Here is a 26,622-nt window from a genome sequence, read left to right on the forward strand (position 1 = left end):
GATAAGGGAGGTAGTAAAATGCAATATAAATTATATACAGATGTGCATGAGTTTTATAAAGACACATATGAAGTTCTAATGCGTGATGAGACACAAAATATGATTCTTCTAGGCAATATTATAATTGGTAATGAAGGAAAAGATAAAACGGATTGGCGAGATCCTGCAAAGTGGTTAATGGCAACTGTTTCTGATATTAGCGGTATTTGCCTTATTGCTTTAATGACGCCTCCACATAATATCACACTTTATTCAATAGGAAATGTAATTAATCAACAAGCTATAAAATGTTTAATAGATGGGTTGGATGAATACAATATTCCGGGTGTAACAACCGAAAAAGAACTAGCCAACATATTTGCTAAAGAATATACGGCTCAAAAGGGTTTATCATTTAAGACAACAATGAGTCAGAGAATATATGAGCTTACTGCCGTAAATCCTGATATTCAGCAATTTGGAGTTGTTCGATTATTGGAAGAAAAAGATATGCATTTTTTCCCTTATTGGCTGGAAGCGTTTAATGCGGCAGCTGTATATGGAAATACTGAAATGTCTATTCCACAAGGTGCTAACCCCTATCATTACAGATTGTCGACAAAGAAACTATATGTTTTAGAAATTGATGGCTCACCGGTTTCTATGGCAGGATTTACGAGAGAGATGCAAACAGCTATTGGTGTAGCATTTGTATATACACCTCCATATTTTCGTGGCAAAGGATATGCCTCATCATGTGTGGCACAATTAAGTCAGATAGCATTAGATAAAGGTTTTACTAAATGTGTATTATACACGGATTTGTTGAATCCAACATCCAATAGTATATATCAGAAAATCGGATATAAACCGGTTTGTGATTCGCTTATGCTAAAATATGAGTAGCCTTGTACTGCCTGACTGTTTGCACTGGCTCAGTTACTCTATAGCAATATAACCAGAAAGAACATGTATTGAATTAAAAAAACAGAGCTAAATCGCTCTGTTTTTTATTCCTTAGACAAAGGGGAAAATTTGATGGAGATAAACTTCTTTTTTATAATCTCCTATTTTTAATTAACTTAACAAGTATTAACATTAGTCCTAAAGTAAATATAGTTAAAACAACTGCAATTATTATTTTTACAGGCGATATTTGCTCATTTACTTCATATCCATTTTTTACTATTTCCAATGAACTACTATGTAAATCAGTTTCACCGCCATGCTCTTTACAAGCTCTATTAAATATACCAGTTATTTTTACGGTATCACCTTTGCATTTATAATTTCCATAAAATAATATTTCTTTAGTAATGTCACTATCCAGCCAAATTCCAATTGCATTTGTTCCGTCATTTATATTGATCCATGAATAATTACCTCTCTTCATGCTTTCACCAATGACTTCTCCCTGAATCGTAACCTCCTCCCCGTTATACTCCTTTGCCTTCTCAATTAATTCATTTATATCTGTAAAAGACTGTGCATTTACCTGGAACGTTAGTGCGGAAGTGAAAAGTAATACCCATATTAATGTTTTAATATATTTTTGCATGCTTTTTTAACACCTCCTAAGAAATAACCGATTAATGCAAATACAGATAAAAATTCAAGTCTGCCTAAATACATTGCAATAATGTAAAACAATTTCATTGCTGTAGGCATGGAAGAGGTGGTTACTCCTATGGATAATCCTACATTACCAGTAACAGAAGCTGATTCAAATGCAGAAGCTGAGATCGGATATCCATAGAAAGTGCCAAGTATTGTGCCAGTAGCAAAGGTAACTATATAACAGATGATAATAATTGCAGATGATTTTATTACAGTATCATCTAATACCCGGTCTTTCAAATGATGATATTTATATACATTCATACTTCTTTCTGGCAAAAGCAGCTTTTTTACATCCATGATTAATCCTTTAAATACAATTCCAACTCTTAATCCTTTGAAACCTCCTGCTGTTGAACACGCAGAACCACCGATCAGCATAGCCACCACCATAATTAAGATGCCAAAATCTCCCCATTCCAAAGCAAACTGCCTTGCATAGATGCTTCCGAATCCTGTCGTTGTATGTGCTGAAATTACGTTAAAAATAACTCTTCTAAATCCGGCTATGGCATCCGGATATACGTTTAATTTTGCCAATCCGGCAAGTGCAAGCATACAGGCTACAAAGGATGTAACCAAAAAGCTCTGTATTTCTATATTTTTTACTATCTCTTTTCTTTTTCCCTGCCATATTGCATAATGAATTCCGAAATTCAGGGATCCAAGGATAAAGATGACCATGGAAACTGTTTCAAACATGATACTGTGATAATACATAATATTTTGTGAATTGGGTGCAAATCCTCCCGTACTCCATGAGGATGCAAAGATAAAGAGTGCATGCAAAAATGCAGATACCGGCTTTAATCCAATGGATATTCCCACAATCCATAATATAATTGTTCCAATAATAAGGTAAATCATGCTAATTTTCCAGATCTGTCTGGCAGTACCTTTTACATTGGGAACTAACTCGATATCTTTCCCTTCTCCAACATACATTTTGAATGCACCGCCCATTTCCTTACCTAAAAAGGTAAGCGTTAAAACAACCATTCCCTGACCACCAATAAAGGTTAAGATATGTCTCCACATATTTAAGCCAATGGAAATATGGTCCAAATCCTGAGTCAGGGCTAACCCAGTTGTAGTAAATCCACTCATTACATCAAAGCATGCATCCACAAAAGATAATGAATGACCACTTAGCATATATGGAATTGCGCATAATACAGTTAAAACAATCCATGACAGTGAAGCAATTACAAATCCATGTTTCCACTGTATATCATGATTCCTTTCCTTTGATCTCATTCCATACATGATCATTAATATTCCTAAAATAAAGGCTATTGCATCACTGATTATAAAATCCAGCATTGGATTCCATTCAAAAAAAAGAAGTGATGTTATGATAGGTATCGTCATTAAAGAAGCTACAATTAATACAATATATCCAGTATAATAGCTGATAATTTCAATACCATTTTGTCTATGTTTTAAACCAGCCATTTTTCACCTCATTATAATTACGGTTGCTGCAAATAATACTGCAACGTAAAATATTGTGAACAATGATTCATAAATCATTCCTTTTATTTCTTTTTTCCTAACATCCATTTTTTATTGCCTCCATCATATAATTCACAAACCAAGCTTGCTAAAACGGACTTATTTGTAATAACGATTACTTTATCACCCTCCAAAATCTGAATATTTCCTCTTGGATAAATAACCGTCTCTCCACGTATAATAGAAACCAAAACACATTCTTTTGGTAAAATTAAATCCTTTACAAATTGATTGCTCCAGATGTTATTTTCTCTGATTGATAATTCTGTAATTATCATTAACCCACGTTCTAATGTACTGATGACCCTGTAATCCTCCTGATCAAATGCATATTCAATTAAGTTAGCAATTACCTCTGTACTGCAAACCGCATTATCAATTCCTAACTTTTTAAACATAACGATGTTTTGTGGATTATTGATACGGGAAATTGTTCTCTTCGAATGAAAGCTTACTTTCGCAATTTGGCAAATCACTAAATTCACTTCATCCGACCCTGTTACAGCAGCTATAATTTCTGCCTCCTCAATACCTGCATCTTTTAAAACATCTAAATTAGTACCATCCCCCCATATAACATCACTAGTAAAATCTTCCGCTATTTTTTTGCAGGTTTCTTTATCTCTTTCAATCAGCGTAACTTCATAATCTCTTCCTTTTAACGTTTTTAAAAGGTTATATCCTACTTTTCCTCCGCCTACTATTATTGTTTTCATAAAAACATCTCCTTGCAAAAATAATTAATTAATCTTCCTTTATCATTGATATGTACCGTGCAAATCACTCTGTCTCCTTTATATATCTTTTCATTTCTTTTCATAAGTTTTACTGTCCCATCCTTCACAGTACCAGATATGATACAGTGAAATTTAGCTTCAATATCTCCTACCGTCATTGATTTTTCTTTACTAACAAGAAATTCAATTATTTCATGATTATTGTCCAACGTTGATATTACATCTAAACTATAGATAGGCAGCTTACTCTTTACTATTTCAATTTCATACTGTATTGGGTTAATTGTATTGATTCCAAGCGTATGATAAAAAGAATGCTTATCAGGATCATTTACCCTCGCAATAATTTTAGGTACGTTATATATTTTGCCTGCAATCAGTGATACCGTTATGTTGACGTTATCGTTTGCTGTAACTGCAACCAGGGCGTCTGCCTGTTCTATTCCTGCGTCGATAAGATTATCACTGTCATATTCTACTCCTTTTATTCGACGTCCATTAAAACCACTTCCTAAAGCATTTAATTTATCTGCATTGTTATCAATAATACTCACATCATTGCCATCATCTGATAATCCCTTAGCCAAATTACTGCCAAATCTACCGCAGCCAATAATGATTATAAACATAATTCCCCTCCAGCATATTTATTCTATGATTATCTTCTTTACTCATTTCATTGCTTTTCCTTCCTGATAATACGACCCAGTCCATTATTATCATACTCAACTTGATATTCTGTTTTTTCTATCAACGGCGGACAATCTGACTCATCAAAAGCGCCTCTTCCCTCTTGTACTATTGCACCAAAATTTTCAAGATTATATTTTGCTGGTAAATACGTTGGGTCAAGTGCCCATGCAGCCCGAAAGTGCTTCATTGCTAAAAGATGTTCCCCCTCTTTTTCTAAAATCAAACCAAACAGGTTGTGAGGTTCTGGTGCATGTGGGTATTCACTAATCATATTTTTAAGAAGTATTTTACTTTCTTCAGTATCATCGTTAATAACTAATACACGCACTTTATCGCAAATTAATGTCATATTTTGCTTATCATCATTAATTTCTTTCATACCATTGACCTCCTGTAGATCTCTCGTTGTATTAATTATTGTAATATAAATGATGTGAAGTTAGTGTGAGAATTGAAAGATGGGTGTGAGAATTCTGTGAGATATAGATTAACATATGAAAATCAGCACTGCCAAGGCAGAAGGAATATTTAGACCGCGGTGTAGCAGAAAACATTGCCGTACCCAGCAATTACTATTATAATCACTCTTTTTCAATTTTTCCTCATCTCATTCGTAGAAGAGCAAAAAAATGGGGCTAAAAATTGTATTTTTTAGTCCCATTTATGTGTTGATGCTGTATTGTATGGAGGATTAGTACAATGCCGGACGCCTCTATGGTAAATAACATGTTGGATGATGCAATTTGTATTCTGAGTGATAAGGAGCCTCCGTTGGCCCACACAGACCGAGGCTGCCATTATCGATGGTGTCCCTTTTCGATGCCCAGACTACAGTGCCTAACCAATAATAGTGATATGTATTATATTATAGCAAATGAATGCTCACTTTTTCAGCTTGTTTATGTAATCAAATAACATCTTTCTATTCCACACTTGTGCCTCAATATAGTGACAATCTGTTTTATATTTTGAGATTACTTGTTCAAGTTCATGATACAAATACATATCTGGAGTATTTGTTCTTTCCCCTCCCACAATACTTCCATTAGTATCTAGAACAAAACGATACATACTATCTGGAAATGTAAACGAAATTGCAGACAAATCCAAACAATTTAAAGGGATTTTTATTTCCTCTGCATTCTTTTGTATATCTTCACGTATATCAAATTCGCCAAGAGGAGATTCACCTAACGCCATATATATCGGAACTGTATTTTGCGGATTGCCACCTTTGGAAATCAGTTGGTTATAGAGCCATTTTTCGATTTCCTTTCTGTGAATTAAATAATCATCTTCGGCATAGAACCCGCCAATATTATTTCTTTTGCAGTGATTTTTCTTAATTTCGTTAGCCTCTTTAAATGGATAATCGTTTAGAGAAGTAAACGGATTTTCGCCATGTACATAATACCGAGTTAAAAAATCAGGAACAGTTTTCATCACATTTAATTTTAATATAGTTATCTTTAAAAAGTTGGTAGCTATATTATTTCCTCTCTTTATTTAATATGAGTCTTTTGTAATAAAATTCTATAGTAATTGAATCAAAGCGTCAACATCTTCTTTTGTAGCCCAGCTTATTGCAAACCTTACTACGGTTATGCCCGAAACCACAGAACTGGCGATAAACACCGCACAGGTCATTGACAGCTCCAAAGTCAGCGACCACCATGCCATTATCCTTACCAACAATCAGCCAACCGTGGCACAGCTTGAGGAAGAAGCCAAAAGCGGTACACCTATCTCTCTTATGGATTTGGATATTAAATCTAATTAATACTTTTCGCAAAATTCTATTCTAGTCATTGTAAAGAAATAAAAATGGTGATAAAATATAGTTAACCAACTCATATATTAACCATGTCACATAAATAAAAGCGAGGAAAAAAATGTCTGATAATTATATTCAGGTATCAGGTGCAAGGGAACGAAATCTAAAAAACATAAATGTTCTGATACCAAAAAAAAAAATTACGGTTTTTACAGGTGTTTCCGGTTCAGGAAAATCATCTTTGGTATTTGATACAATAGCGGCAGAATCGCAAAGACAATTAAATGAAACCTACACCAGTTTTATCCGCCACCGTATGCCACATTACGGAAAACCCGATGTGGACACCATTGAAAATTTGTCCGTAGCGTTTATTATCAATCAAAAACGATTAGGCGGTAATGCTCGTTCAACAGTTGGGACAATTACAGATATTTATTCTGTATTACGTTTATTGTTTTCCAGAATTGGAGAGCCATTTGTAGGTTATTCAGACGTTTTTTCATTCAACAATCCGGCTGGAATGTGTGAATATTGCGAGGGCTTGGGCAAAATTGAAACCATTGATATTGAAAGGCTGTTAGATAAAAATAAATCCTTAAATGAGGGGGCTATCCGTTTTCCAACTTTTGAACCCGGCGGTTGGCGATTAACCCGCTATATTCATTCAGGCTTTTTTGATAATGACAAAACAATTAAGGACTATTCTGCCGAAGAACTGGAGCTGTTACTTTACGCTGATGGAATTAAGGTTAAAAATCCTACCCCCGAATGGCATAAAACCTCATTGTATGAGGGTTTGATTCTACGTATTGAACGGAGTTTTCTTAAAAAAGAAGATGGCGAAAAGGTTAGATATGGAAAAGAAATTGAGCGGTTTGTTGTAAAACAGGATTGTCCCCACTGTCATGGAACACGCTTGAATGATAAGGTACTATCTTGCAAAGTGAACGAAAAAAATATTGCGGAATGCGCAGATATGCAAATAAATGAGCTTTTGGATTTTGTTCAATCTATTCATGCTCCCGTAGCCGCTACAATCGTTTCGGAACTTGTGAATCGGATTCAGCACATGATATCCATAGGACTGGGCTATTTAAGTTTAAGCAGAGAAACATCTACACTTTCAGGCGGCGAGTCTCAAAGAATTAAAATGGTTAGCCAGCTTGGCAGTAGCTTGACTGACCTTACTTACATATTTGACGAACCAAGTATAGGGCTTCACCCTCATGACATAAGCAAGATTAACGAACTTATGAGGTTATTGCGTGATAAAGGGAATACTGTTCTAATCGTAGAGCATGACCCTGACATGATAAAAATTGCAGACCATATTATTGATATGGGACCGGGTGCTGGAACCCACGGAGGGGAAGTTGTATATCAAGGAAATTTAGATGGGCTGAAAACAGCGGGTACTCTCACGGGAAAATACTTATCCTACTGCCCCAAACTAAAATCTGATATTCGTGCCCCAAAAGGTTGGCTTTCTATTCAAAATGCAACCATGCATAATTTGAAGAACATTTCGGTTAATATACCAAAAGGGGTAATGACTGTTGTCACCGGGGTTGCCGGTTCAGGAAAAAGTACGCTTATTAATGGGGTATTGCCTCGGTTATATCCAGAAACTGTTTTTATTAATCAGAAAGGGATTCAGGCATCAAAACGTTCCAACATTGCCACCTTTACAGGTATCTTTGACATTATCAGAAAATTATTTGCGAAAAGGAACGGTGTAAGCGCCTCCCTATTCAGTTTCAATTCCCAAGGTGCTTGTCCTGCCTGCAAAGGTCTAGGAGTTACTTATACAGATTTGGCGTTTATGGATACAATTGTTACGGTATGTGAGGAATGTCACGGAAACCGTTATTCGGACGAAGTACTTGCCTATCAGCTAAGAGGAAAAAGTATTGCCGATGTTCTTAAAATGACGGTCACAGAAGCCTTAGAATTTTTTCAGGAAAAAGAAATCGTAACGGTACTAAAACGGCTTTCAGACGTTGGTATCACTTATGTTTCTTTAGGACAACCATTAAGCACGCTTTCAGGTGGTGAATTACAGCGAATTAAACTTGCTTCCGAACTTGAAAACAATGGTCAGATTTATGTTTTGGACGAACCGTCAACAGGTTTGCATATGGCTGATATAAAACAATTGATTGGTGTAATGAATCGCCTTGTAGAACAAAATTCCACTCTTATTGTTATAGAACACAATTTGGATATTATTTGTCAAGCAGATTGGATTATTGACATAGGCCCCTATGCAGGACAGAATGGTGGTAAGATTATGTTTACAGGATTACCGAAAGATTTAATCAACTGTCCAGATTCTTTAACTGGAAAGCACCTGAAAAAGTATATTAATGAAAAATAGGAGGTTGACTTAATGGCTATAAAAGAATTAGAGGAAAGTTATGTTCCCTTTCAATGCATGATTGTATCAGATTCAAATCGGTTCAACGTTGAGGGTGTTTCAACGGCACAATACTATATACTCGATACATTGAATAAGCAGGGGGCGAAAACCACGAAAGAACTTGCTGAAATGAGAGGTATTTCACAATCTGGTATTTCAAAATTAACAAAGCGTTTGCTGGAAAAAAAGTATATTATTCAGGAAAGGCAGACGAATGACCGCCGCTCTTACAATATTGTTCTTACCAAAGAGGGGAAAGCTTTTTTAAATCGTGTTGAGGATTTTGGAAATGAAATTATGAACCTAATTGAAGAAGCATTAACAGAGGAAGAAGTACATGCTTTTTCAATGATGTGCAAAAGGATTACGAACTTATACGCAGAAAAGCAATAGACATACTTAGTCGAATACAAGAAATTATCTGCCCTACGGTAAATAAAAAAACCGTAGTTATGGCAGATGTTTCGTTGTGCTGTAATTGCATAAAGTAGCCAGACGGCTGTTTTGAGAGCCTTGAGTAGACAAAAATGATGTCGTAGGTAGCTGGTAGTTTCTTGGCGTAAAAGTAGTATTTTTACAAGCAGCAAAGCCAAGCCACCTTTTATCGTTTACCTGATGATAGATAATTAATTAAGTTGTTTTGAACTTACAATATCCACCACCACCTTACATGGCAATCCTGTGGCGACAGGATCATCAAACCAAAGAGTATAAACCTGAAAGACATCAGTGTTTCGTAATTGATTAAGATTACTAAGATTCTCAATAACAAAGATACCATTCTTCTCTAGCATTCTGTCGGCAGGCTCATGCTCTTTTCCGCGGCGTATTCCAGCGCAGTCAATTCCCAAAAAACAAAGTGGTTGATTAGAAAGCCACTGTATCAACTCGTTAGATAACTGCGGGTGCTCTCGAAAATAATCAACTGTACCGTACTTCTCTTTTTCACTTCGACCAGTATATATTAGAAGAAATGCATTTTCTGGTATGTATAAATTTTCAATATCTGAGAGAGAAATCTCACGGTTTTCTGCAATATTTGATACATCCCAAAGTATCCCTTGGCATATAATGTAATCTAATGGGATATCACTTTTTTCATAGGTATCTAAATGTGTACCCACATGTCCAGTAGCTAGATGGCGATTCTCTTTGGTAGAGAGCCATTGCTCCATTAAGCCCACATCCACTTGTGTTGTCAAGTCATATTTCATAGAGATTCCTCCTGTATTTTTGCTTGTAGATAGTTATTAAATTTTTGTAGAAATTCGAGTACTACTTGTTGTTCCTTTATTGGAACAGAGGATAAAAAAGCAATATCTCGTTCTTCCCATTTCGTATGAGCAACCTCATGTTCCTTAAACAGAACTTCGCCTATAGAGGTCAATCGATAGTAGATTTCTTTTTTATTATCAGAAAGAGTATAACGTTCTATAAGACCATCCTGTAGTAAGCGCTTAGCTAGCTTTGTAACTGCACCTCTAGTCATCGATAGAAGCGTAGCGAGTTGCACTCCATTTGGGCGTTCAAGCTTTCCGATCGCTTCAATACAGTGCAATTCTGAATTACTATATCGTGAATTTAAACCACTGTTTATAAGATTGCTAAGTATATCTTGATTGTTATAAAGCTGCGTAAACTGCCGAAGCATTTCTCGTTCCATTTTGCACCTCCTTATTGTTTCCCAGTAAACAATATTATAGTAGCATGTTTCATTATTGTTGTCAAGCAAACAAAAACGGGGCCGTCCACACCCGACCATAAAACTTTTACGCATATCCTCAAATACGCCAAAATGCCGAGCATTTTATTAATGCACGGCATAAATTTTTTATTATATATTTAGAACTACATTTTTACAATCTTAAAAGTCTCCAAATAACATGCATAACTGTTACCATCATCATCTTTAAAAAGAATAACCTCGTCAAAACTATTTTTATCTATATCGACCAGCTGAGCTCGTGATGCCACAGTTGACGATAAATCAAGTTCTGTTTCACTTAGTTTATCCTTAATTTCGTCAATGCTTGATTTTAGATCATAATAATATGGAGTTTCACTATATCTTATTTTCCCAAGACCTCCGTTATTTCTGCCATCATAACGTAACACCATATAATAATATTTGCCATTGTCGGCTGTAAAAGTGCAATAGAACAGGTCTTGACCTTCATATTTTGTAAAGCTTTCATAATTCCATACTGGATTTACAATATCATCATCTGTCCATTGATTTAGAAAACGTTTTAATGCATTAGATTTAATAAGCCTATAAGCATCTGTTTCATTGTAAGAATAATAAGATTTAAAAATAGATTCAAAATTGTCCTTTACTGATTTCATACTATCCTCCTCTGTTACTGGAAATTGATGGTTATCAAAACCACTTAAAAATTGCTGCCCTGCTGAAGCACACGCAGTGCATAATAGCATTATAACCAGACAAAGGATAGAAATTATTTTTTTAATGATACCAACTCCTTTATATTCTGAAAAGATTATCACTGATTAGATTCTCACGATTTTTGAAGTATCAAAATAGAATGCATATTTTTTGCCACTATTATCTTTAAAAATGATAACTTCAGCCCCCTTCAATTGCGCCCGATAGGCCACTGTTGATGATAAATCAAGCTGAGTTTCACTTAACTTAGCAGAAATCACATCAATGTTTGCTCGTAGATCATAATTATAAGAAGTCTCACCATATCTCACTTTCCCCAGACCACCGCCATCTGATGCATCATAACGTAATACCATATAATAGTTCCTACCATTGTCAGCAGTGAAGGTACAATAATATAGATTCTGACCTTCATATTTTGTAAAACTATTGTAATTCCATACTGGGTTTACAATAGAAGCGGCTGTCCATTGATTAAGAAAACGCTTTAATGCATTAGATTTAATGAGCCTATAAGCATCTGTTCCATTATAAGAGTAATATGAATTGAGAATTGATGTTACATTAACATGAGATGCTGCAAGAGAAGCTATATCAGCAGATGTAGCAGCAAGTATATCATAATCCTGAGCTGCTGCTGAAAAACTATTTGTGGAAATTAAAGTAAATATTCCCATAGTCGCAATAAATTTCTTCATAATATGTTTCATTTAATTTTTCCTTTCAGTTTTGTATGAATCACGATACTATACGAGCATTGACTAAAGTGCATAATTCACCATCTTGTTCTAGCAGTTCATCATATGACCCCATTTCAGCAATCGTACCATTTTTCATAACTACTATTTTGGATGCAAGGTTTAGAGTTGCTAAACGATGATCTATAACAATAGTCGTTCGCTGTTCAAATATAGTTTTCATATCATTAAGTATCCGTTGTTCAGTGCTTAAATCCAATGCCGATGTTGGTTCATCCATAATTACAATTTTATTTAGACCGCAGATTAGCATCCGGGTGATAGAGAGCCTTTGTTTTTCTCCTCCCGACAAGGTAATTCCTCTTTCACCTATAATAGTATCAATTTTATCAGGAAGGCTTTCGATATATTCTTTTAATTGTGTCATTTGTATAGCTTTATCAATCTGAGCATCTGTAATTGTTTCATTAGCGAGAAGGAGGTTATCTCTTAATGAACCTTTAATCAAATACATATCTTGTTGGAGAAAGCCGAAACAACTTCGCAGATCTGATATGTCATATTCATTAATGTTGACACCATTAATTAATATTTCACCACTATCAACGTCATATAAACGAACCAATAGTTTCAATAGCGTAGATTTTCCTGATCCTGTATGACCTACAATAGTAACAAACTCATTATTATGAATGGTTAGATTAATATCCTTAATAGAAAAGCCAGTATCTTGGTACTTAAAACAGACATTTTTAAATTCAATGCATATCTCTTTCTCGAAACTAAGTAATTTTTTTCCTCCTTGTTCTATAGGATGATCAAATATTTTTTGAATTCTATCCAAACTAGCAACTCCGCTTGCCATTTGAGATATAGCACTTATAAAAGTCAGAACATTCGGCACTAACACACCAACTAAATTGACAAACACCAGCATAATACCAATGCTAGGTTCATTATATTTTATATACCAGTAACCACCAATAAGATAAAATACGGCTTGATAAGGTGTTAATATACTCTCCCACAATGAATTATTAAATACCATACTCATTCGGAGTTTAATAATACTATTTGACAAGCTTTTACATAGTTTAGTGAGTCTTTTGGTGAAATAAGGATTACCAACTATTTTTATAATCTCAATTGATGATATTGCTTCTTGAAAAAAACCTGTTAATCGTCCAGTATCCTCTGCTGCTTTATGGCTTAATTTACTAATTTTTTTCCATAATGCTTTTGTGACACCACAAAAAATAGGAACGATTACCAAAAACAAAATTGCCAACTTCCAGTTAACAACTAATAACCACGTTGTAATTAATACTGATGTTATAAAGGATGTTATTAGTGATACTATATGATCTGAGAATGTATCCTGTGTGTTTTTTACATCATTAACTAATCTGTTAACAATTTCGCCATCTTCAGTTTTCACAAAAAAATCATACGGTAATTTCAAAATATGCTGAAACAAATCCATTCTAATATTGACGATTGACTTTTGTGATACATAATTAAAGCATAGTTCCTTTATAAAAGAAAAAATAGAACAGGTGACAACAAGCAAAAAAAATGTAACACAAAGTTTAAAGAGTAAATCAAAATTTTTGGGGAGTAATGCATTATCAATTAAATCTCGTATTAGCCAAGCATACCTAATTTGAAGAAAACTTGATACAATAGTAAACAAAATCCCTAAAGTCCAAATCCCAATATATGGTTTTGTGTATGAATAGATAAATTTTATATTACGCTTGTTCATGTTACACCTGCTCATTCTTTTCACTTAGTATCAAGGTAGACAGATACTGTGGCTTACTATTTGTGAGTAGCAATCAGCTATAAGCTTCGGCATACTCGTCCATAGCTTTATATATAAGGTCTTTATCCCAAAAACATGCTTTTCCTTTATTATCCATTCTGGTACGAACGCAGCCTCCCATACATACTGGTAACAATTTGCACTTAATGCATTCTTCAACACTTTCAGCATCATCCTCACCGTCACGCTCAAAAATACTTTTTCTCCAGCATTCAACTTTTTTATTCAATTCTATACTTCCATCTTCTTTTAGAATGCCTACAGCGTCTTTGCAATCTGTTATAAGGGTATCACAAATATATATTGAACCATCGTAACCAACTATATATGCATATTGCTGCACAGAATCGCACCATGAAATCAGTGGCTCTGGTAACGGGTTAGATATCTTGTACTCATGCTTAATATCTTGACCAGAACTGAACAGCAGATCATTTTGCATACTAACTCCTTCAGCCATATTATAATAATCAGATTCTGCAATATCTTCTGTATCATGGTCTGTCTCAAAATTATATACTGGTCTGAAATAAATATGGAACCTACTGTCATGTCCAAAATCTTTTTTAAATTTATCTAATAAGCGCCTACTACTAGGCACACTAGATTTCAAAAAGTTACATCTTATGGCAAAGCTAAAATCTTCATTCTCGGAAACATTTTGAAGTATCTCCAGGAGATTTGAATAGATTGTATCGAAAGTAGGTTTTTTATTTGGTAGCGTTCGCATTTTATCATGGTTTTCTGCATCACCATCAAGCGTTACCTGCAAGCTACGAACATTTACATCACATAACTTTTGAAATGTTGCGTAATTAAGTAGATATCCATTTGTTACAATGTTGCTATTCAAAGTTCCGTTTGGATAAACGCTTAAAAGTTTGTTGATTCTCGCCATAAAAGATAATATTTTATCACTTGCAATTAATGGTTCTCCACCATACCACACAATGTTCAAGAGGAATCCGTTTTCACTTTTGTTTTTTTCACAGAAATTTTTAACCAGTTTATAAAGAGCCTCCCATGTTTCCGCAACCATGTGATGATTGCGCAGCGTATATATGAAGCAATATGGACATGTAAAATTACATGTTTCTGTTGGTAATATAGTTAGCCTGAGTACATTTGACGGCATACTCGCCATTTTACTCAATTCTTTTAAATCATCAATCTCATTTTTTCCACTCTCAACAATATACCCCTCTTCAAGCATGCTATGAAACAACTCATCTGTTTCATTCTCGGATCCTGGGGCTTCGAGCATATCCATAAATTTACTGGATGATTGATTATCAATTATGCTAATCGAGCCAGTCTTTGTATTATAAATAATTTTGCTGCCCTTGTAATCTTTTACAAAATTATAATAACTTGGTTTGTAAGCCATCATTATCACCTTTCATATTATTTAGATAGATGAAAGCCAAACAAAAGTTCGGCCTTCATCTCGATCTTCAGTGTGTGGCACCAGAATTGCTGAGAACTGAGCATAACAGCCTTGTTTAGCCCTCCACATTCTTTAGTCATTAACTATTGCAGCAATGACCAGGATTACTCTTGTTACAACAAAATCCAACACCCTGTGGAGTTGCGACAAAATTGCCGCACTCAGTAGCCTTCTTCAACTCCTTTGTGATATCATGACCCTTACGTATGATTTTCATTTTATTATCCTCCTTTCTTCCGGTTTTTTATGTAAAAACCTCAATCGAGGAATACATAACTGATAATTCCTGAATAGCTTCCGTATCGTTCATTATTTAAGAATTACAACAATAACCTGTTTTTCCTTTGTTACAACACCAACCACTGCCAAAGTTTCCGCATTCACCAACTTTTTTAATCTGTTTTTTCAGATCAATTCCGTTGCGAATTTTTTTCATCTGCAAGTTATCATTCTTAACTTCCACCTTTCACCTCTCCTCTCGTATTTTCTAAAATTCAATATCCATGGTTGCCTGTTACTTATTGCAGCAATATCCAATTGGTTCTTTTACACAACACCAACCGCTACCGAAGTTGCCACATTCCACTGATTTCTTTATTTGTTTTGTCAGATCAATGCCTTTTCGTATGGTCTTCATATTATTACCCCCCCTCCTTTTATATAGATAAGAGCAGATTATTCAATATATTATTGATATATGTATCTGTCCAATGGCACGGGACTTTGCCAAATTCAATACGCTCTTTTGCACACCCCCCCATGCAAACAGGTAATTTTTTACACTTTAAACAAGAAGAAGATAGGTCTTTAAACGGACTACTATCCCACTGATTTACTGAATCTTCATTAATTGTCATCCTACCATCTGATTCAAGATATCCCACGCAGTGGTTGCTGTTGGTCATTGCTGAATTACAACAATATACACTACCATCATAATTAATAACATACCTGTATATTTCGCTTGATTTACACCAATGTGATACTGGCATGGGTAATAGTGTAAACATACGATTATTTTCATCTATATCTACATCTTGACTCTTCATGTAGTTAATCATACTTGCTTCCATCTTTCTAGCTTCAAATTTTGAAGCTACATCTTTTTTAAAATCTCCAGTAAAATCAAGAATTGGCCTAAAACATACCGAAAATCTTTTATCATCATTGAAATCTTTACTATATGATTCCAAAAGTGATTGCATTGATATTATATTATCTTTAAAGAAATTTGCTCTTATTTGTATCAGAAATTCATAATCTCGTGGCATCAATCGTTTTATAGCCAAAAGATTATTGTAAATTGTCTGGAATGTTTTTGTACCGTCAACTAAAACTCTATATCTATCATGATTATCTTCCTCACCGTCGAGTGTAATCTGGAATATACGCACATAACTTTTGTATAAACGTTCAAATACTTCAGGCGTTAATAAATATCCATTTGTTACAATAGTTGTTGTTGTAGTGAATCCTGTTGTATCGTCTGATAAAGTTGTTAGATTACTCATAAATTCTTCAATGAAATCCAATGATAATGTTGGTTCTCCACCAAACCAAGTCAATTGAATAGAATTAATAGGATTGTTAAGGCATTTTTCTCTAATGAACTTCAAAACCCCTTGAGTTAATTCACTTGTCATATAATAATTACTATGTGTGCCCTTTTGGTAGCAATAAGGACAAGCAAAATTACAGTCTAGAGTGGGTACTAATGTCACATGCAGAGTATGAATATCTTTGTTTTTGTTCAATTCTTTTAGTTGATACAATTCATTAGTATCTTCACTAACAATGAATCCATTTTGAAGAAAAAAAGGAAAAAATGTATGATCTACCAATTTATTAGCATCTTCATCAATGCATTTAGAATCAAATAATTTGGTTTCCCCAAAAGATACAGCACCCGATTTTGTGTTATAACAGACAAAATTATTGTCGTTGAAAACAAAATAATTGTAATTGCTCCATTTGTATCTCATTTTTACCCCCTATCTGTAATTTTTTAGCTATAGGATTTCCGTTTATATGAAGCATAATAATATTGACTAGGTACTTTTCATAAAGTTACTATGATACGAGAGAAAGGGGGTGTTCTTACCATGAAAAAAATGTTTAGAGTCTTTGCTGCTATGCTTATAAGTACTGTAATATCAGGAGGTATTGGAATACAGGCATATGCATATTTTCCAGTATCTAATGATTCAACTACCACAATCGTTTGGCCTCAATCTGATATAATTGAATGGAGATACAAAACAGAAAATGGAAAATTATATAAGCGGCAATATAATTGTACTAAGACCAAATGGATTGGAAGCTGGCAATTAGTTACTTAATAGAAAGGTCGATAGAATCACCTTTCCATGTATTAGAGGTAGGAACAATCACCTCCTTCTACATGGACATTGTAAGACTTATGTGACATGTCACATAAAGATGGCTATGTGCCAAAAATAATATGGGACAAAGTGGGATAGAGATGGTGTAGATACACGGATTTCTCAAAAACTTCGTCCCATATTTTATATAATATTAACTTCCATTACAATATAATAGGAGCTTTATAAAATGAATAAATGCTAATCAACATCAGAATACACAGCTTGCTGCATGGATCAAGCCTCCTATGGTTCTTTTCTTCAAAGCTATTTGAATTTCCATTGCTTTGCTCTTGTTTGCTCTTTCCACATATGATTGTAGATTCCGTTGTTATGAACAAGTTCTTCATGTCTCCCTCTTTCCATAATTCTGCCGTCTTCTAACACAATGATCTGATTAGCCTGTCGAATGGAATTTAATCTGTGTGCGATTACCACAATGGTTTTATTTTGAACTAAATTAGATAGTGCTCTTTGTACATAGACTTCATTTTCAGGGTCTAACGATGCCGTAGCCTCATCCAAAAGGATGATAGGAGCATCTTTTAAGATTGCCCTCGCTATGGAAATACGCTGCTTTTCACCTCCTGATAAGGTACTTCCTCTTTCACCAATTACGGTATCATACCCCTTTGGCATTTTCATAATAAAGTCGTGGCAGGCAGCAAGCTTAGCCGCACATATAATTTCCTCCATAGAAGCTTTAGGCTTTCCCATTGCTATATTTTCACGAACTGTGTCATGAAACAGATACACATCTTGAAAAACCATTGCAATAGAATCAAATATGTCCTCACTATTCATTTGGGAGATAGGCAGGTTTCCAATGAATATACTCCCCTTTGTAACATCCCAAAATCGTGCAATCAACTTTGTTATGGTTGATTTTCCACAACCCGAAGGTCCTACCAACGCTGTCATTGTGTGTTCTGGTACTTGAAAACTGATTCCATGTAGGACTGGTTCCTTTTGTTCCCCATAAGCAAATTCAACCCCCTCCAATGTCACTTCATGGTGTCCTAGCTTGGACTCTTTCATTGATTCTGGCAAAGGTTCTGTTTCTAACACCTTTTGAATCCGATCTGCTGATAGGTTATAGAAAGCAATTTCTGCAAGAAAGGAATATGCCATTAATAACGGATCTCCCATTCTCATTCCTAAAATGAGGAAAATCAGAAACTCCTCCACCGATATTCTTCCATTTATCAGATAATTACTTCCCACTAACATTATAACAGGCAATACTCCATGTAATACAATGGAAGAAAGTGAGATACTTGGACCTGACAGTGCCTCTTGCAATATACTTGCTTTGCGAAGCTTTTCAAAAGCCTCGGTTAACTTTTTAAATTGTTTTCCCCCCAGATTATAGGCTTTGATTTCCCGAATTCCTCCAATATACTCCAGCATACGAAAAGTCGCATCATTCATTGCTTTTGCCTGTACTCTCCCAAAGTAGCCTACCAGATACCTGGCAAGAAAGATAAAGGGGACGGACAACAGAAACGTCACTATCATAGCAAATGCCATGGGTGCATTTACAAAAACAAGAAATACAATACCAAGGATTGGGAATAGAAAACCTGCTACCATTTTAGGCAATAGCCTGGCAATCATTGTGTTTAGATTACTCGTATCATGTACAACCAGATTTGATAAATCCCCAGAATCTCTGGTGGCAAAAAAACCCATGGATAGCTTTTTCATATGTTGCACCAATTTATGCTGTGCCTCTCTTTGTACCCCACAGCCCACATCAGAGGCTACGGTATAAGCTTTTTTATTCACTAGATATAAAGCTCCTGTGGATAATATAATTCCGATACATTGTCCAACGAGAAGAGGAAGATTTAACGCTCTCTGCTCCTTTAATGCACCCATATACTCTAGGACAACCATAAGTGAAAATCCATATGGCATGGCCTCCAGTATTGTTGCTAAAATTTGCCACAATATAGGAGCTACTAATCTTTCCGACTCGCCTACTGCTATATTTTGTAACCATTTTTTCATATCTTTTCACCCATGCTCCCTTTTAGATTCCAGTTCTGTGCACCTGTATATGCTTCATACAAATGAGCGTACAACCCTTTTTGTTCCAATAGTTCCTTATGCGTTCCAACTTCTCTTAGATATCCCTCATCTAGGACAAATATTTTATCAGCACCTGTAATGGTTGAAAGACGATGTGCGATTACCAGTACTGTTTTATTTTGGGTGAGTTCTACAAAGGCATCCTGAATTTTTGATTCATTTTCTGCATCTGCATAAGCAGTTGCTTCATCTAGTATGACAATGGGGGCATTTTTCAGGATTGCTCTTGCAATGGATAAGCGTTGCTGCTCTCCCCCCGATAGAACAATCCCCTCCTCACCAAGTACGGTTTCATACCCCTTTGGAAGTTTACGAATAAATTCATCTGCCTGTGCTGCTTTTGCAGCATTTACCACTTCTTCGTAGGTGACATCTCTTCCCATCCTTATGTTGTTCTCTATGGTATCACAAAACATATATACTTCCTGAAACACAAAGGAAATACTTTCCATCAGTTCATGTATCGTAATATTCCTTATATCCACATCTCCAATTTGTATGCTCCCTTGGTTTACATCAAAGAATCGGGCTATAAGCTGAGCTATGGTACTCTTCCCGCCTCCAGAAGGGCCAACGATACCAACTGTCTCCCCGGGTTTTATGGTAAAGGAAATATCATGAAGAACGTCTTTCTCTTCATAAGCAAAGCTAACATGCTCAAAACAAATTCCATTATGGGCAGGTGTCTTAGGATTCCCTGGCTCTTCCATTTCCTCTATATAAAGCAGGTTATCAATATGCCGAATCCCCTCTGTGATTTTAGACATCATAGACACGAGAAATAGAAGTTTGCTAAGAGGTAAATTCATACTAACACCAACCAAAAGAAAGAAAAAAAACCTTGGCAAAAAAGTGGTTAAATCCGGTTCCAAAAGTGAGAGCAAAATTCCTATTGGCAAGATGAATGCCAGTGGAGAAGCAATTGCTGTTGAAAATCCAGCAATCGGCTTGGCAAAGGAGCGACTCCAGGATTTTAGTGCCCTTTCATGGCGAACAATCTGTTCTTCCAATCGTTTCAGTGATCTGCCTGTACCACCGAAGATCTTTAGTACTGGCATCCCATTTACATATTCCACGGTCGTCCCACTGATTTCAGTTATCTCCCTATAGTACTGCTCTGTTAATTGCTTATTTCCCTCCGTACTGTAACTTTTTATATAACTGATAATACCAAGCACAGTGGGAAGAAATGCCGCTATTGCAAGCCTCCAATCTACCATAATCATAGATACTGCGCTTATAAGCAGTACAGCAAAGGCAGATACCATATCTACCAGATGATGGGCAATGAACTTTTCTATATTTTCTACGTCGTCACTCATAACCTGTTTAATCTTACCTGATGATGTGTTCTGAAAATATCCCATACCAAGCCTCGATAGCTTCCTTGCGAGATTTAAGCGCAACGAATACAAAATGTCAAATGCTGCAATATGCGTACACATACTTGCCACATAAAATAGTAGACCATAGGTAAGAAAGCAGGTAAATGCCACCCATGCAAGCTTTTTAACATATATCACTTCTATGCCTGTGGCGGTTGATATAGAATTCATAACACTCATCATTGCAAGATAAGAAAGTATTGCGGGAATAAATTGTAATACGGTAGCTACCGCCCCTAACAAGCATCCTAATATCAGCAGATATTTTTTCTGCCCCGACAACTCTAAGAGTCTTGCAACACCATTTTTTCTTTTTTCTTTCACTTTATGCACCTCGATTCTAACTTGTATGTAGCAAAAAAATATGCTATAGTTAGCATTAGCTAACCTGAACATATCATATACAATAGAATCCTAACGGTCAATGTTCTCCTCTATCTTATGGAAAATAGCCTTATCTGTTTGGATTTTTGCATTAGAAATGGTGGTGATTTGATGATGAAACAAATTAAAAATCAGTTATTCACAAACCAATTATCAGGCTGTGGATTTTATCTGTCAGAGTGTATTGCCGGTCATAATATCTATGGACTTGATCCAGATCTTGGTGAAGGTTTCTATCAAGTTTTTGAAAACAAAAATAGATTTTTAATTACTAGCAAAAATTTTACTTATAAAAAGAATACGCAAATTAGCTGGAACGATTATGAATTTCTGCATGCCGATTGTTCTCTTTCTGAACAGATTCCATTACTTGGACATATTGGGCAATATGGGGAATATAAATTTGAAGTAATAAAAGATAAGCCTATTCGCTCGATTGGCATAACAATCATGCCAGGCTTTTACAATGAAATTCTAAGGACAATTCCTGATATCAATCAAGAATTCTTTTTTCATGCTTTCCAGAATCTAAGCAACTGTACGGCATTTATAGAAGGTGTAGCAATTATGCAGCAAATTGGAAATGTTTCTTTTTCCAGAACAAATACTCTTTATTATGAAGCAAAACTTAGGGAGTTTATATGTTATCTGATTGACTATCAGACACGAATTTTTTCTTATACCGAAGGTGGCAAACTATGTACTTCTGACTACGAATCCATTCAAGCTGTCATACAATATTTAAAGCAAAATTATAACAAGCCTCTCACCATATCTGTATGTGAAAAAACCGCTTGTATGAGTAAGAGTAAATTATCTGTATTATTTAAGCAAGTTACTGGTATGACCATGTCTACCTATTTAACAGCAATAAGAATGGAGCAGGCAAAGAACTTGCTGCTCCATTCAAATGATACGATACAAGAAATTGCACTTGAGGTAGGACTTGAAAACCATTCCAGCTTCACTGCTTTGTTTAAGTCTTATACCGGATATACACCAAAGGATTATCGAATGCATGGATAAACTTCATCGAAGAATGAAGCATCTGAAAAGTTCTCCAGAAAGAAAAAAAACGAAGCCGCCAATCGACCATTACTGTCGAAATCAATCCGTAAGTGGCCAAGCGACAACAGGAGGGGAAGGCTTCTATTAAACAAAACACTCATTAACGCTGAAAAAATTGTTATTGACACAGGAGAATCTATCATGTATAATCGCAGATAAATACAGTCTGTATTATCTTCAAGGAGGATCTACTATGAAGTATACGAAAGCAACAAATTATGCTTTGCATATAATGGCCTATTTCGTTAAGCAAGAGGGCAAAGACAATTTAAGTCTTCAGCCTTTAGCTAGTCACATGGATATATCACCTACCTACCTATCCAAGATACTAACTCAATTGGTCAAAGCAAACCTTATTCAGTCTACACCTGGAGTAAATGGAGGTTATAGTCTTAGGAAACCTAAGACTGACATAAGCTTTTATGACGTCATACAAGCCATTGAAGGCAGTGGAGCTCTTTTCACTTGTGAAATGGAAGATAATCGTGCTTGCCACATAGAAAAGGTTATGAGAGACGCCGAAGAGAAAATGGTTAATCACCTGAAAGAAAAACATATTTATGATATTGTGTAAAAAATAATTTTGAAAAATAAGCAGTTGCAACTGTTTATTTTTCGACTTAATTATAGATATTTACAGTCTGCATTATATTTTATAGGAGGTAATATTATGAATCACATGCATCATTACAACGATACAGATCAAAAATTTTTAAACAAAATTGCCTTTTTAGATAACAGGCAAAGGGAGCATCTCATTCCACCTGAAACACTTATTAGGCAAATGCCAATCCAAACAGAACATACTTTGCTGGATGTCGGAGCCGGCACTGGTTATTTTACAATTCCTATGGCAGAAAACACATCTAGCAAAGTGTACGCAATGGATCCTGACAGACGTATGCTCAGCGTTATAGAAGAAAAGGCTAAGGAAAAAGGACTTACTAATATTGAACTGATTCAAGATTATATTGAAAACTTAAGCATTCAAAATAACAGTATTGATTTTGTTATGGCATCCTTAATACTCCACGAAGTAAGTTCACTGACAAAAGCACTCTCTAATATATTTGAGGTACTAAAAACAGGAGGGCACTTGTTATGTCTGGAGTACGAAAAGGACGACAAGATAATAGAAGGTCCACCAATGTCCATTCGTATTGGATCAGAGGACCTAGAAAAAGCATTGGCATTAATTGGCTTTGAAATTGTGAAGTATACTAAAATTAATGATGCCATATATACTGTTTTAGCAATTAAGAAGGAGAAGTAAATTATGGAAGCAAATAAAGATACACTCATTACTATGCCCGTCAGTAGACTTTTACTTAAATTCTCACTTCCCGCTATTGCTGGTATGATTTTAAATTCCTTATATAATATGGTTGACAGAATATTTGTTGGCAGGATTGGTGGTCTTGCCATGACTGGAATAGGATTGAGTTTACCGTTTATGATGATGCTATCCGCCGTAAGTTCGTTGGTTGGAATAGGAGCCTCAGCACTCATTTCTATTAAGTTAGGAGAAAATAATAAGGATGAAGCCAAAGGGTTACTCGGTAATGCCATAACATTGCTTATTGGTTTAATGCTTATAATGACACTTCTAGGACTAATTTTTAGGACTCCTATACTTGAAGCATTTGGTGCCAGTGAAGCAACTATGCCTTATGCAAAGGATTATATGACTGTCATTCTTTATGGTTCTGTATTCCAGGGCATTGGAACAGGACTCGTAAATGTGGTAAGAGCTGCGGGACATCCTGTCAAATCAATGGTGATAGTATTTGTTGGAACACTCATTAATATTATTTTAGATCCAATCCTTATTTTCACATTTGATATGGGCATTTCCGGTGCAGCATGGGCAACAATTATCGCACAACTCGTAACATCCATCATGGTTATACAACACTTCCTCACTGAAAAGAGCCAAATAAAAATTGAAATGAATAAACTAAAGCTCCACTTAGTGACTATTAAGTCGATACTCAGCATTGGATTTGCAGCATTCGCAATGCAGTTATCTTCCGTTGTTGTCAGCATCATATCTAACAACGCACTTAAAACATACGGCGGAGACGTTGCTATAGGGGCAATGACTATAATCAACTCTGTGATGGTCCTATTTCTTATGTCTGCTATGGGAGTTACACAAGGTGCTGCACCGATTATAGGCTTTAATTTTGGTGCTAAACGCTTTGACAGAGTCCAACAGGTATTAAAACTTGAACTGGTTGCTGTTTCATCAATCTGCACAATAACATTTATACTTGTTCAAGCTTTTCCTGTAATACTTTCAAGTGTCTTTACCAGTGAACCAGATCTTATTTCTAAGGCAAGTACTGGAATGCGTCTGTTTTTACTAATGCTTCCTCTTATAAGTGCTCAAATAGTAGGAGCAAGCTACTTTCAAGCTATTGGTGAAGCAAGGAAGGCAACATTTTTAGGGCTTTTAAGACAAGTACTTTTACTGATACCTCTACTGCTTATTTTACCTGATTTCTTTGGATTAAATGGTGTATGGGGAGCAGGTGCTCTGTCTGACCTTATCTCTAGCCTTATTGCTATCATCTCTTTAAAATTGGCATTCAACACCTTGAAGAGACTCCAAAATGAGTATCGTTCAGAAGAAACAGAAAATTTATCATTTGTAGAAGAAGAAATTACTTCAAGGATTGATTCTTAACTTTTACATCAATATTTGTTAGTCCATCATCAGACTGATATATAAGAATTTCACCATAATTATCCACTATCTCGTTCTCCTCTGGTCTGATTATATTTCTTTTTATTCGCATTCTTCATATGCACATCGTATTCTCCACACATTATCCTTAAAGAATACATTGCAATACTCTAAATTAAACCGCTGAGGAAATGCTGCTTCTTCAATGCCGTTGCCTCCTGGGAGAGCAAGGGCATTGTAGCGGCAGGAAGCCGAAAATGACAGTCCGATTTCATATGATAATTATTAATCTGTTTTATTACTTTAGATACTCCCTTTTTCATTTTATATTCAAAGAAAATTTCACTGATATGCGCTTTCTAATTTACAAACCTCTAGATCATGTGTCGTAATAATCCCACTTTATAATAACATGGGCTTAAAGCACCGTTTGGGGATTTTGTCATCATTATATCACGCCTTTAAAATGATTTCCTCAAAACTAAACGAGCTGCCGTGGCCAGGATAAACAGTTTCTATAGTTAAGTTTTTTAGTCTATTGATACTATCGGCTAATTGTAGGAAATCGCTGGCGTTAGGGGATGGGCTTGGCTTATCGATATTTGCAAACGTGTCACCGGCAATCAATTCACCGTTTTTTGTAAGAATTGCAACAGACCCTTTAGTATGACCGGGTACATGGATAACCGTTGCGTCAAAACCATATGGCAACAAATCAAATCCATCTTCCAACAAAACGTCCGGGGAAAACCTTTCGAACTCGTCAAGCATTTTCTGTGTGACTTTTGTTATAACATCCTTGTATTGCAAAAACATTTGTCGCAATTCCAAAGAGTCATATTGATAACTCTCCATCCATTTTTGTAATGTCGGATTCTCAACCAATTCTCTGTCGCAATCGCTCATGGCGATTTTGGTTTTAAAATGTTCTCGTAGATATGCGGCATTACATGAATGGTCGATATCACCGTGAGTTAATACAATTAGGTTCAGATTGTCCTCTGTACACCCGGCGGCTTCAAGCTCTTTTAACAAAAGTTCGCGTCGGTTTGTGAACTGCTGATCCATGACGATATGGCCTCCAGTATCAAACAAAATAAAACTGTCCACACACCTGACAAGATAACTATTTACACCGTTCAAATCAATTCGGCTAATCTCTGACATCATTTATTCCTCCCCTTGAATCAGCTCTGATAATGGTTTTCCAGCCCGGATGTGTTGACACCATCGAATGGCCTCTTGTGTAACGCAAATACCGTAATATAACGTTGATAGTTTATAGTAAAAGCAATCTTTCCTTGTTTTGTTAAAATCTTTTTCAAGTGCTTGCAGCTTCCTACCATACCGAGAATAATATAGTTTAACATCAAATCTCTCCAATCAATATATCTATTCGATATATTGTACTGCTATATAATGAATTTGTAAAGTGTCTAACTGTGTACCTGACTTTTATATATTGCGATTAATATTGCTTTCCATGTTCATTTAAAATCCTTTTGCA

The 26,622-nt window shown here is 35.5% G+C and carries 28 protein-coding genes; 9 read left to right on the forward strand and 19 right to left on the reverse strand.

Features of this window, described 5'->3' with window-relative positions; genetic code table 11:
* The first annotated feature begins 18 nt into the window (after positions 1-18).
* Positions 19-885: a GNAT family N-acetyltransferase gene (locus ACOAOT_RS13705; protein WP_420217507.1), complete on the forward strand. Its 867-nt coding sequence runs from the start codon at positions 19-21 to the stop codon at positions 883-885.
* Positions 886-1,036: 151 nt separating this feature from the next.
* On the opposite strand, the gene ACOAOT_RS13710 is transcribed toward ACOAOT_RS13705, so the two are convergent.
* From ACOAOT_RS13710 to ACOAOT_RS13735, 6 genes are all read right to left on the reverse strand, one after another.
* On the reverse strand, positions 1,037-1,537 hold the full coding sequence (locus tag ACOAOT_RS13710; protein ID WP_420217508.1) for a hypothetical protein: 501 nt from the start codon (positions 1,535-1,537) through the stop codon (positions 1,037-1,039).
* Positions 1,513-3,051: a TrkH family potassium uptake protein gene (locus tag ACOAOT_RS13715; RefSeq protein ID WP_420217509.1), complete on the reverse strand. Its 1,539-nt coding sequence runs from the start codon at positions 3,049-3,051 to the stop codon at positions 1,513-1,515. The genes ACOAOT_RS13710 and ACOAOT_RS13715 overlap by 25 nt, the downstream gene beginning before the upstream one ends.
* 83 nt (positions 3,052-3,134) lie before the next feature.
* Positions 3,135-3,827 (reverse strand): potassium channel family protein, encoded by a 693-nt coding sequence (locus tag ACOAOT_RS13720; protein ID WP_420217510.1) that lies wholly within the window; start codon positions 3,825-3,827, stop codon positions 3,135-3,137.
* The gene (locus tag ACOAOT_RS13725; RefSeq protein WP_420217511.1) at positions 3,824-4,477 is read right to left on the reverse strand and encodes a potassium channel family protein; all 654 of its coding nucleotides are present in this window, start codon (positions 4,475-4,477) and stop codon (positions 3,824-3,826) included. The genes ACOAOT_RS13720 and ACOAOT_RS13725 overlap by 4 nt, the downstream gene beginning before the upstream one ends.
* A 47-nt stretch (positions 4,478-4,524) precedes the next feature.
* Complete coding sequence (locus ACOAOT_RS13730) at positions 4,525-4,920, reverse strand: hypothetical protein (protein WP_420217512.1); 396 nt, start codon at positions 4,918-4,920, stop codon at positions 4,525-4,527.
* Positions 4,921-5,423: 503 nt separating this feature from the next.
* A complete protein-coding gene (locus ACOAOT_RS13735; RefSeq protein WP_420217513.1) occupies positions 5,424-5,984 on the reverse strand; it encodes a hypothetical protein in 561 nt (186 codons plus the stop codon).
* Between the two features lie 160 nt (positions 5,985-6,144).
* On the opposite strand from ACOAOT_RS13735, the gene ACOAOT_RS13740 reads away from it, so the two are divergent.
* The 3 genes from ACOAOT_RS13740 (at position 6,145) to ACOAOT_RS13750 (ending at position 9,130) form a co-directional block, all read left to right on the forward strand.
* Positions 6,145-6,321, forward strand: coding sequence for a hypothetical protein (locus tag ACOAOT_RS13740; protein ID WP_420217515.1), 177 nt, complete (start codon positions 6,145-6,147; stop codon positions 6,319-6,321).
* A 112-nt stretch (positions 6,322-6,433) separates the two neighbouring features.
* Entirely contained in the window at positions 6,434-8,695 is a 2,262-nt protein-coding gene (locus ACOAOT_RS13745) for an ATP-binding cassette domain-containing protein (RefSeq protein ID WP_420217516.1), read from the forward strand.
* Positions 8,696-8,707: 12 nt separating this feature from the next.
* Positions 8,708-9,130 carry a MarR family winged helix-turn-helix transcriptional regulator gene (locus ACOAOT_RS13750; protein ID WP_256149514.1) on the forward strand — a complete coding sequence of 141 codons (423 nt, stop codon included), beginning with the start codon at positions 8,708-8,710 and terminating at the stop codon, positions 9,128-9,130.
* Positions 9,131-9,363: 233 nt separating this feature from the next.
* Here the strand turns inward: ACOAOT_RS13750 and ACOAOT_RS13755 are convergent, their stop codons facing one another.
* From ACOAOT_RS13755 to ACOAOT_RS13800, 10 genes are all read right to left on the reverse strand, one after another.
* Positions 9,364-9,951, reverse strand: coding sequence for a cyclase family protein (locus ACOAOT_RS13755; protein WP_420217517.1), 588 nt, complete (start codon positions 9,949-9,951; stop codon positions 9,364-9,366).
* Positions 9,948-10,400, reverse strand: coding sequence for a MarR family transcriptional regulator (locus ACOAOT_RS13760; protein ID WP_420217518.1), 453 nt, complete (start codon positions 10,398-10,400; stop codon positions 9,948-9,950). The genes ACOAOT_RS13755 and ACOAOT_RS13760 overlap by 4 nt, the downstream gene beginning before the upstream one ends.
* Before the next feature lie 185 nt (positions 10,401-10,585).
* Positions 10,586-11,083 carry a hypothetical protein gene (locus ACOAOT_RS13765; protein ID WP_420217519.1) on the reverse strand — a complete coding sequence of 166 codons (498 nt, stop codon included), beginning with the start codon at positions 11,081-11,083 and terminating at the stop codon, positions 10,586-10,588.
* Between the two features lie 165 nt (positions 11,084-11,248).
* The gene (locus ACOAOT_RS13770; RefSeq protein ID WP_420217520.1) at positions 11,249-11,854 is read right to left on the reverse strand and encodes a hypothetical protein; all 606 of its coding nucleotides are present in this window, start codon (positions 11,852-11,854) and stop codon (positions 11,249-11,251) included.
* Between the two features lie 28 nt (positions 11,855-11,882).
* On the reverse strand, positions 11,883-13,607 hold the full coding sequence (locus ACOAOT_RS13775; protein ID WP_420217521.1) for an ABC transporter ATP-binding protein: 1,725 nt from the start codon (positions 13,605-13,607) through the stop codon (positions 11,883-11,885).
* Between the two features lie 73 nt (positions 13,608-13,680).
* Positions 13,681-15,054: a radical SAM protein gene (locus ACOAOT_RS13780; RefSeq protein WP_420217522.1), complete on the reverse strand. Its 1,374-nt coding sequence runs from the start codon at positions 15,052-15,054 to the stop codon at positions 13,681-13,683.
* 139 nt (positions 15,055-15,193) lie between these two features.
* Positions 15,194-15,331 (reverse strand): hypothetical protein, encoded by a 138-nt coding sequence (locus tag ACOAOT_RS13785; RefSeq protein ID WP_420217523.1) that lies wholly within the window; start codon positions 15,329-15,331, stop codon positions 15,194-15,196.
* A gap of 96 nt (positions 15,332-15,427) precedes the next feature.
* Entirely contained in the window at positions 15,428-15,577 is a 150-nt protein-coding gene (locus ACOAOT_RS13790) for a hypothetical protein (RefSeq protein ID WP_420217524.1), read from the reverse strand.
* Positions 15,578-15,628: 51 nt separating this feature from the next.
* Positions 15,629-15,751, reverse strand: coding sequence for a hypothetical protein (locus ACOAOT_RS13795; RefSeq protein ID WP_420217525.1), 123 nt, complete (start codon positions 15,749-15,751; stop codon positions 15,629-15,631).
* A gap of 19 nt (positions 15,752-15,770) precedes the next feature.
* Positions 15,771-17,096: a radical SAM protein gene (locus ACOAOT_RS13800; RefSeq protein ID WP_420217526.1), complete on the reverse strand. Its 1,326-nt coding sequence runs from the start codon at positions 17,094-17,096 to the stop codon at positions 15,771-15,773.
* 120 nt (positions 17,097-17,216) lie between these two features.
* Between ACOAOT_RS13800 and ACOAOT_RS13805 the strand changes: the two genes are divergently transcribed.
* Positions 17,217-17,453: a hypothetical protein gene (locus ACOAOT_RS13805; protein WP_420217527.1), complete on the forward strand. Its 237-nt coding sequence runs from the start codon at positions 17,217-17,219 to the stop codon at positions 17,451-17,453.
* Positions 17,454-17,762: 309 nt separating this feature from the next.
* Here the strand turns inward: ACOAOT_RS13805 and ACOAOT_RS13810 are convergent, their stop codons facing one another.
* Complete coding sequence (locus tag ACOAOT_RS13810) at positions 17,763-19,508, reverse strand: ABC transporter ATP-binding protein (protein WP_420217528.1); 1,746 nt, start codon at positions 19,506-19,508, stop codon at positions 17,763-17,765.
* The gene (locus tag ACOAOT_RS13815; protein WP_420217529.1) at positions 19,505-21,298 is read right to left on the reverse strand and encodes an ABC transporter ATP-binding protein; all 1,794 of its coding nucleotides are present in this window, start codon (positions 21,296-21,298) and stop codon (positions 19,505-19,507) included. The genes ACOAOT_RS13810 and ACOAOT_RS13815 overlap by 4 nt, the downstream gene beginning before the upstream one ends.
* 171 nt (positions 21,299-21,469) lie before the next feature.
* Here ACOAOT_RS13815 and ACOAOT_RS13820 point away from each other — a divergent pair, with 171 nt between their 5' ends.
* From ACOAOT_RS13820 to ACOAOT_RS13835, 4 genes are all read left to right on the forward strand, one after another.
* Positions 21,470-22,384 carry a helix-turn-helix transcriptional regulator gene (locus ACOAOT_RS13820; protein WP_420217530.1) on the forward strand — a complete coding sequence of 305 codons (915 nt, stop codon included), beginning with the start codon at positions 21,470-21,472 and terminating at the stop codon, positions 22,382-22,384.
* Between the two features lie 235 nt (positions 22,385-22,619).
* On the forward strand, positions 22,620-23,000 hold the full coding sequence (locus ACOAOT_RS13825; protein WP_420217531.1) for an RrF2 family transcriptional regulator: 381 nt from the start codon (positions 22,620-22,622) through the stop codon (positions 22,998-23,000).
* A 96-nt stretch (positions 23,001-23,096) separates the two neighbouring features.
* On the forward strand, positions 23,097-23,699 hold the full coding sequence (locus ACOAOT_RS13830; RefSeq protein WP_420217532.1) for a class I SAM-dependent methyltransferase: 603 nt from the start codon (positions 23,097-23,099) through the stop codon (positions 23,697-23,699).
* A gap of 3 nt (positions 23,700-23,702) precedes the next feature.
* A complete protein-coding gene (locus ACOAOT_RS13835; RefSeq protein ID WP_420217533.1) occupies positions 23,703-25,115 on the forward strand; it encodes an MATE family efflux transporter in 1,413 nt (470 codons plus the stop codon).
* Between the two features lie 453 nt (positions 25,116-25,568).
* Here the strand turns inward: ACOAOT_RS13835 and ACOAOT_RS13840 are convergent, their stop codons facing one another.
* Positions 25,569-26,285, reverse strand: coding sequence for an MBL fold metallo-hydrolase (locus ACOAOT_RS13840; protein ID WP_420217534.1), 717 nt, complete (start codon positions 26,283-26,285; stop codon positions 25,569-25,571).
* Positions 26,286-26,622: the final 337 nt, after the last annotated feature.

Origin of the sequence: Lacrimispora struthionigena (assembly GCF_048627165.1) — a bacterium.
Classification (GTDB): Bacteria; Bacillota; Clostridia; order Lachnospirales; family Lachnospiraceae; genus Lacrimispora.

Bases quoted from the DNA above. Each gene is read 5' to 3' on its own strand.
- ACOAOT_RS13705 (WP_420217507.1), top strand. From the start codon at position 19: ATGCAATATAAATTATATACAGATGTGCATGAGTTTTATAAAGACACA.
- ACOAOT_RS13710 (WP_420217508.1), bottom strand. From the start codon at position 1,537: ATGCAAAAATATATTAAAACATTAATATGGGTATTACTTTTCACTTCC.
- ACOAOT_RS13715 (WP_420217509.1), bottom strand. From the start codon at position 3,051: ATGGCTGGTTTAAAACATAGACAAAATGGTATTGAAATTATCAGCTAT.
- ACOAOT_RS13720 (WP_420217510.1), bottom strand. From the start codon at position 3,827: ATGAAAACAATAATAGTAGGCGGAGGAAAAGTAGGATATAACCTTTTA.
- ACOAOT_RS13725 (WP_420217511.1), bottom strand. From the start codon at position 4,477: ATGTTTATAATCATTATTGGCTGCGGTAGATTTGGCAGTAATTTGGCT.
- ACOAOT_RS13730 (WP_420217512.1), bottom strand. From the start codon at position 4,920: ATGAAAGAAATTAATGATGATAAGCAAAATATGACATTAATTTGCGAT.
- ACOAOT_RS13735 (WP_420217513.1), bottom strand. From the start codon at position 5,984: ATGAAAACTGTTCCTGATTTTTTAACTCGGTATTATGTACATGGCGAA.
- ACOAOT_RS13740 (WP_420217515.1), top strand. From the start codon at position 6,145: ATGCCCGAAACCACAGAACTGGCGATAAACACCGCACAGGTCATTGAC.
- ACOAOT_RS13745 (WP_420217516.1), top strand. From the start codon at position 6,434: ATGTCTGATAATTATATTCAGGTATCAGGTGCAAGGGAACGAAATCTA.
- ACOAOT_RS13750 (WP_256149514.1), top strand. From the start codon at position 8,708: ATGGCTATAAAAGAATTAGAGGAAAGTTATGTTCCCTTTCAATGCATG.
- ACOAOT_RS13755 (WP_420217517.1), bottom strand. From the start codon at position 9,951: ATGAAATATGACTTGACAACACAAGTGGATGTGGGCTTAATGGAGCAA.
- ACOAOT_RS13760 (WP_420217518.1), bottom strand. From the start codon at position 10,400: ATGGAACGAGAAATGCTTCGGCAGTTTACGCAGCTTTATAACAATCAA.
- ACOAOT_RS13765 (WP_420217519.1), bottom strand. From the start codon at position 11,083: ATGAAATCAGTAAAGGACAATTTTGAATCTATTTTTAAATCTTATTAT.
- ACOAOT_RS13770 (WP_420217520.1), bottom strand. From the start codon at position 11,854: ATGAAACATATTATGAAGAAATTTATTGCGACTATGGGAATATTTACT.
- ACOAOT_RS13775 (WP_420217521.1), bottom strand. From the start codon at position 13,607: ATGAACAAGCGTAATATAAAATTTATCTATTCATACACAAAACCATAT.
- ACOAOT_RS13780 (WP_420217522.1), bottom strand. From the start codon at position 15,054: ATGGCTTACAAACCAAGTTATTATAATTTTGTAAAAGATTACAAGGGC.
- ACOAOT_RS13785 (WP_420217523.1), bottom strand. From the start codon at position 15,331: ATGAAAATCATACGTAAGGGTCATGATATCACAAAGGAGTTGAAGAAG.
- ACOAOT_RS13795 (WP_420217525.1), bottom strand. From the start codon at position 15,751: ATGAAGACCATACGAAAAGGCATTGATCTGACAAAACAAATAAAGAAA.
- ACOAOT_RS13800 (WP_420217526.1), bottom strand. From the start codon at position 17,096: ATGAGATACAAATGGAGCAATTACAATTATTTTGTTTTCAACGACAAT.
- ACOAOT_RS13805 (WP_420217527.1), top strand. From the start codon at position 17,217: ATGAAAAAAATGTTTAGAGTCTTTGCTGCTATGCTTATAAGTACTGTA.
- ACOAOT_RS13810 (WP_420217528.1), bottom strand. From the start codon at position 19,508: ATGAAAAAATGGTTACAAAATATAGCAGTAGGCGAGTCGGAAAGATTA.
- ACOAOT_RS13820 (WP_420217530.1), top strand. From the start codon at position 21,470: ATGATGAAACAAATTAAAAATCAGTTATTCACAAACCAATTATCAGGC.
- ACOAOT_RS13825 (WP_420217531.1), top strand. From the start codon at position 22,620: ATGAAGTATACGAAAGCAACAAATTATGCTTTGCATATAATGGCCTAT.
- ACOAOT_RS13830 (WP_420217532.1), top strand. From the start codon at position 23,097: ATGAATCACATGCATCATTACAACGATACAGATCAAAAATTTTTAAAC.
- ACOAOT_RS13835 (WP_420217533.1), top strand. From the start codon at position 23,703: ATGGAAGCAAATAAAGATACACTCATTACTATGCCCGTCAGTAGACTT.
- ACOAOT_RS13840 (WP_420217534.1), bottom strand. From the start codon at position 26,285: ATGATGTCAGAGATTAGCCGAATTGATTTGAACGGTGTAAATAGTTAT.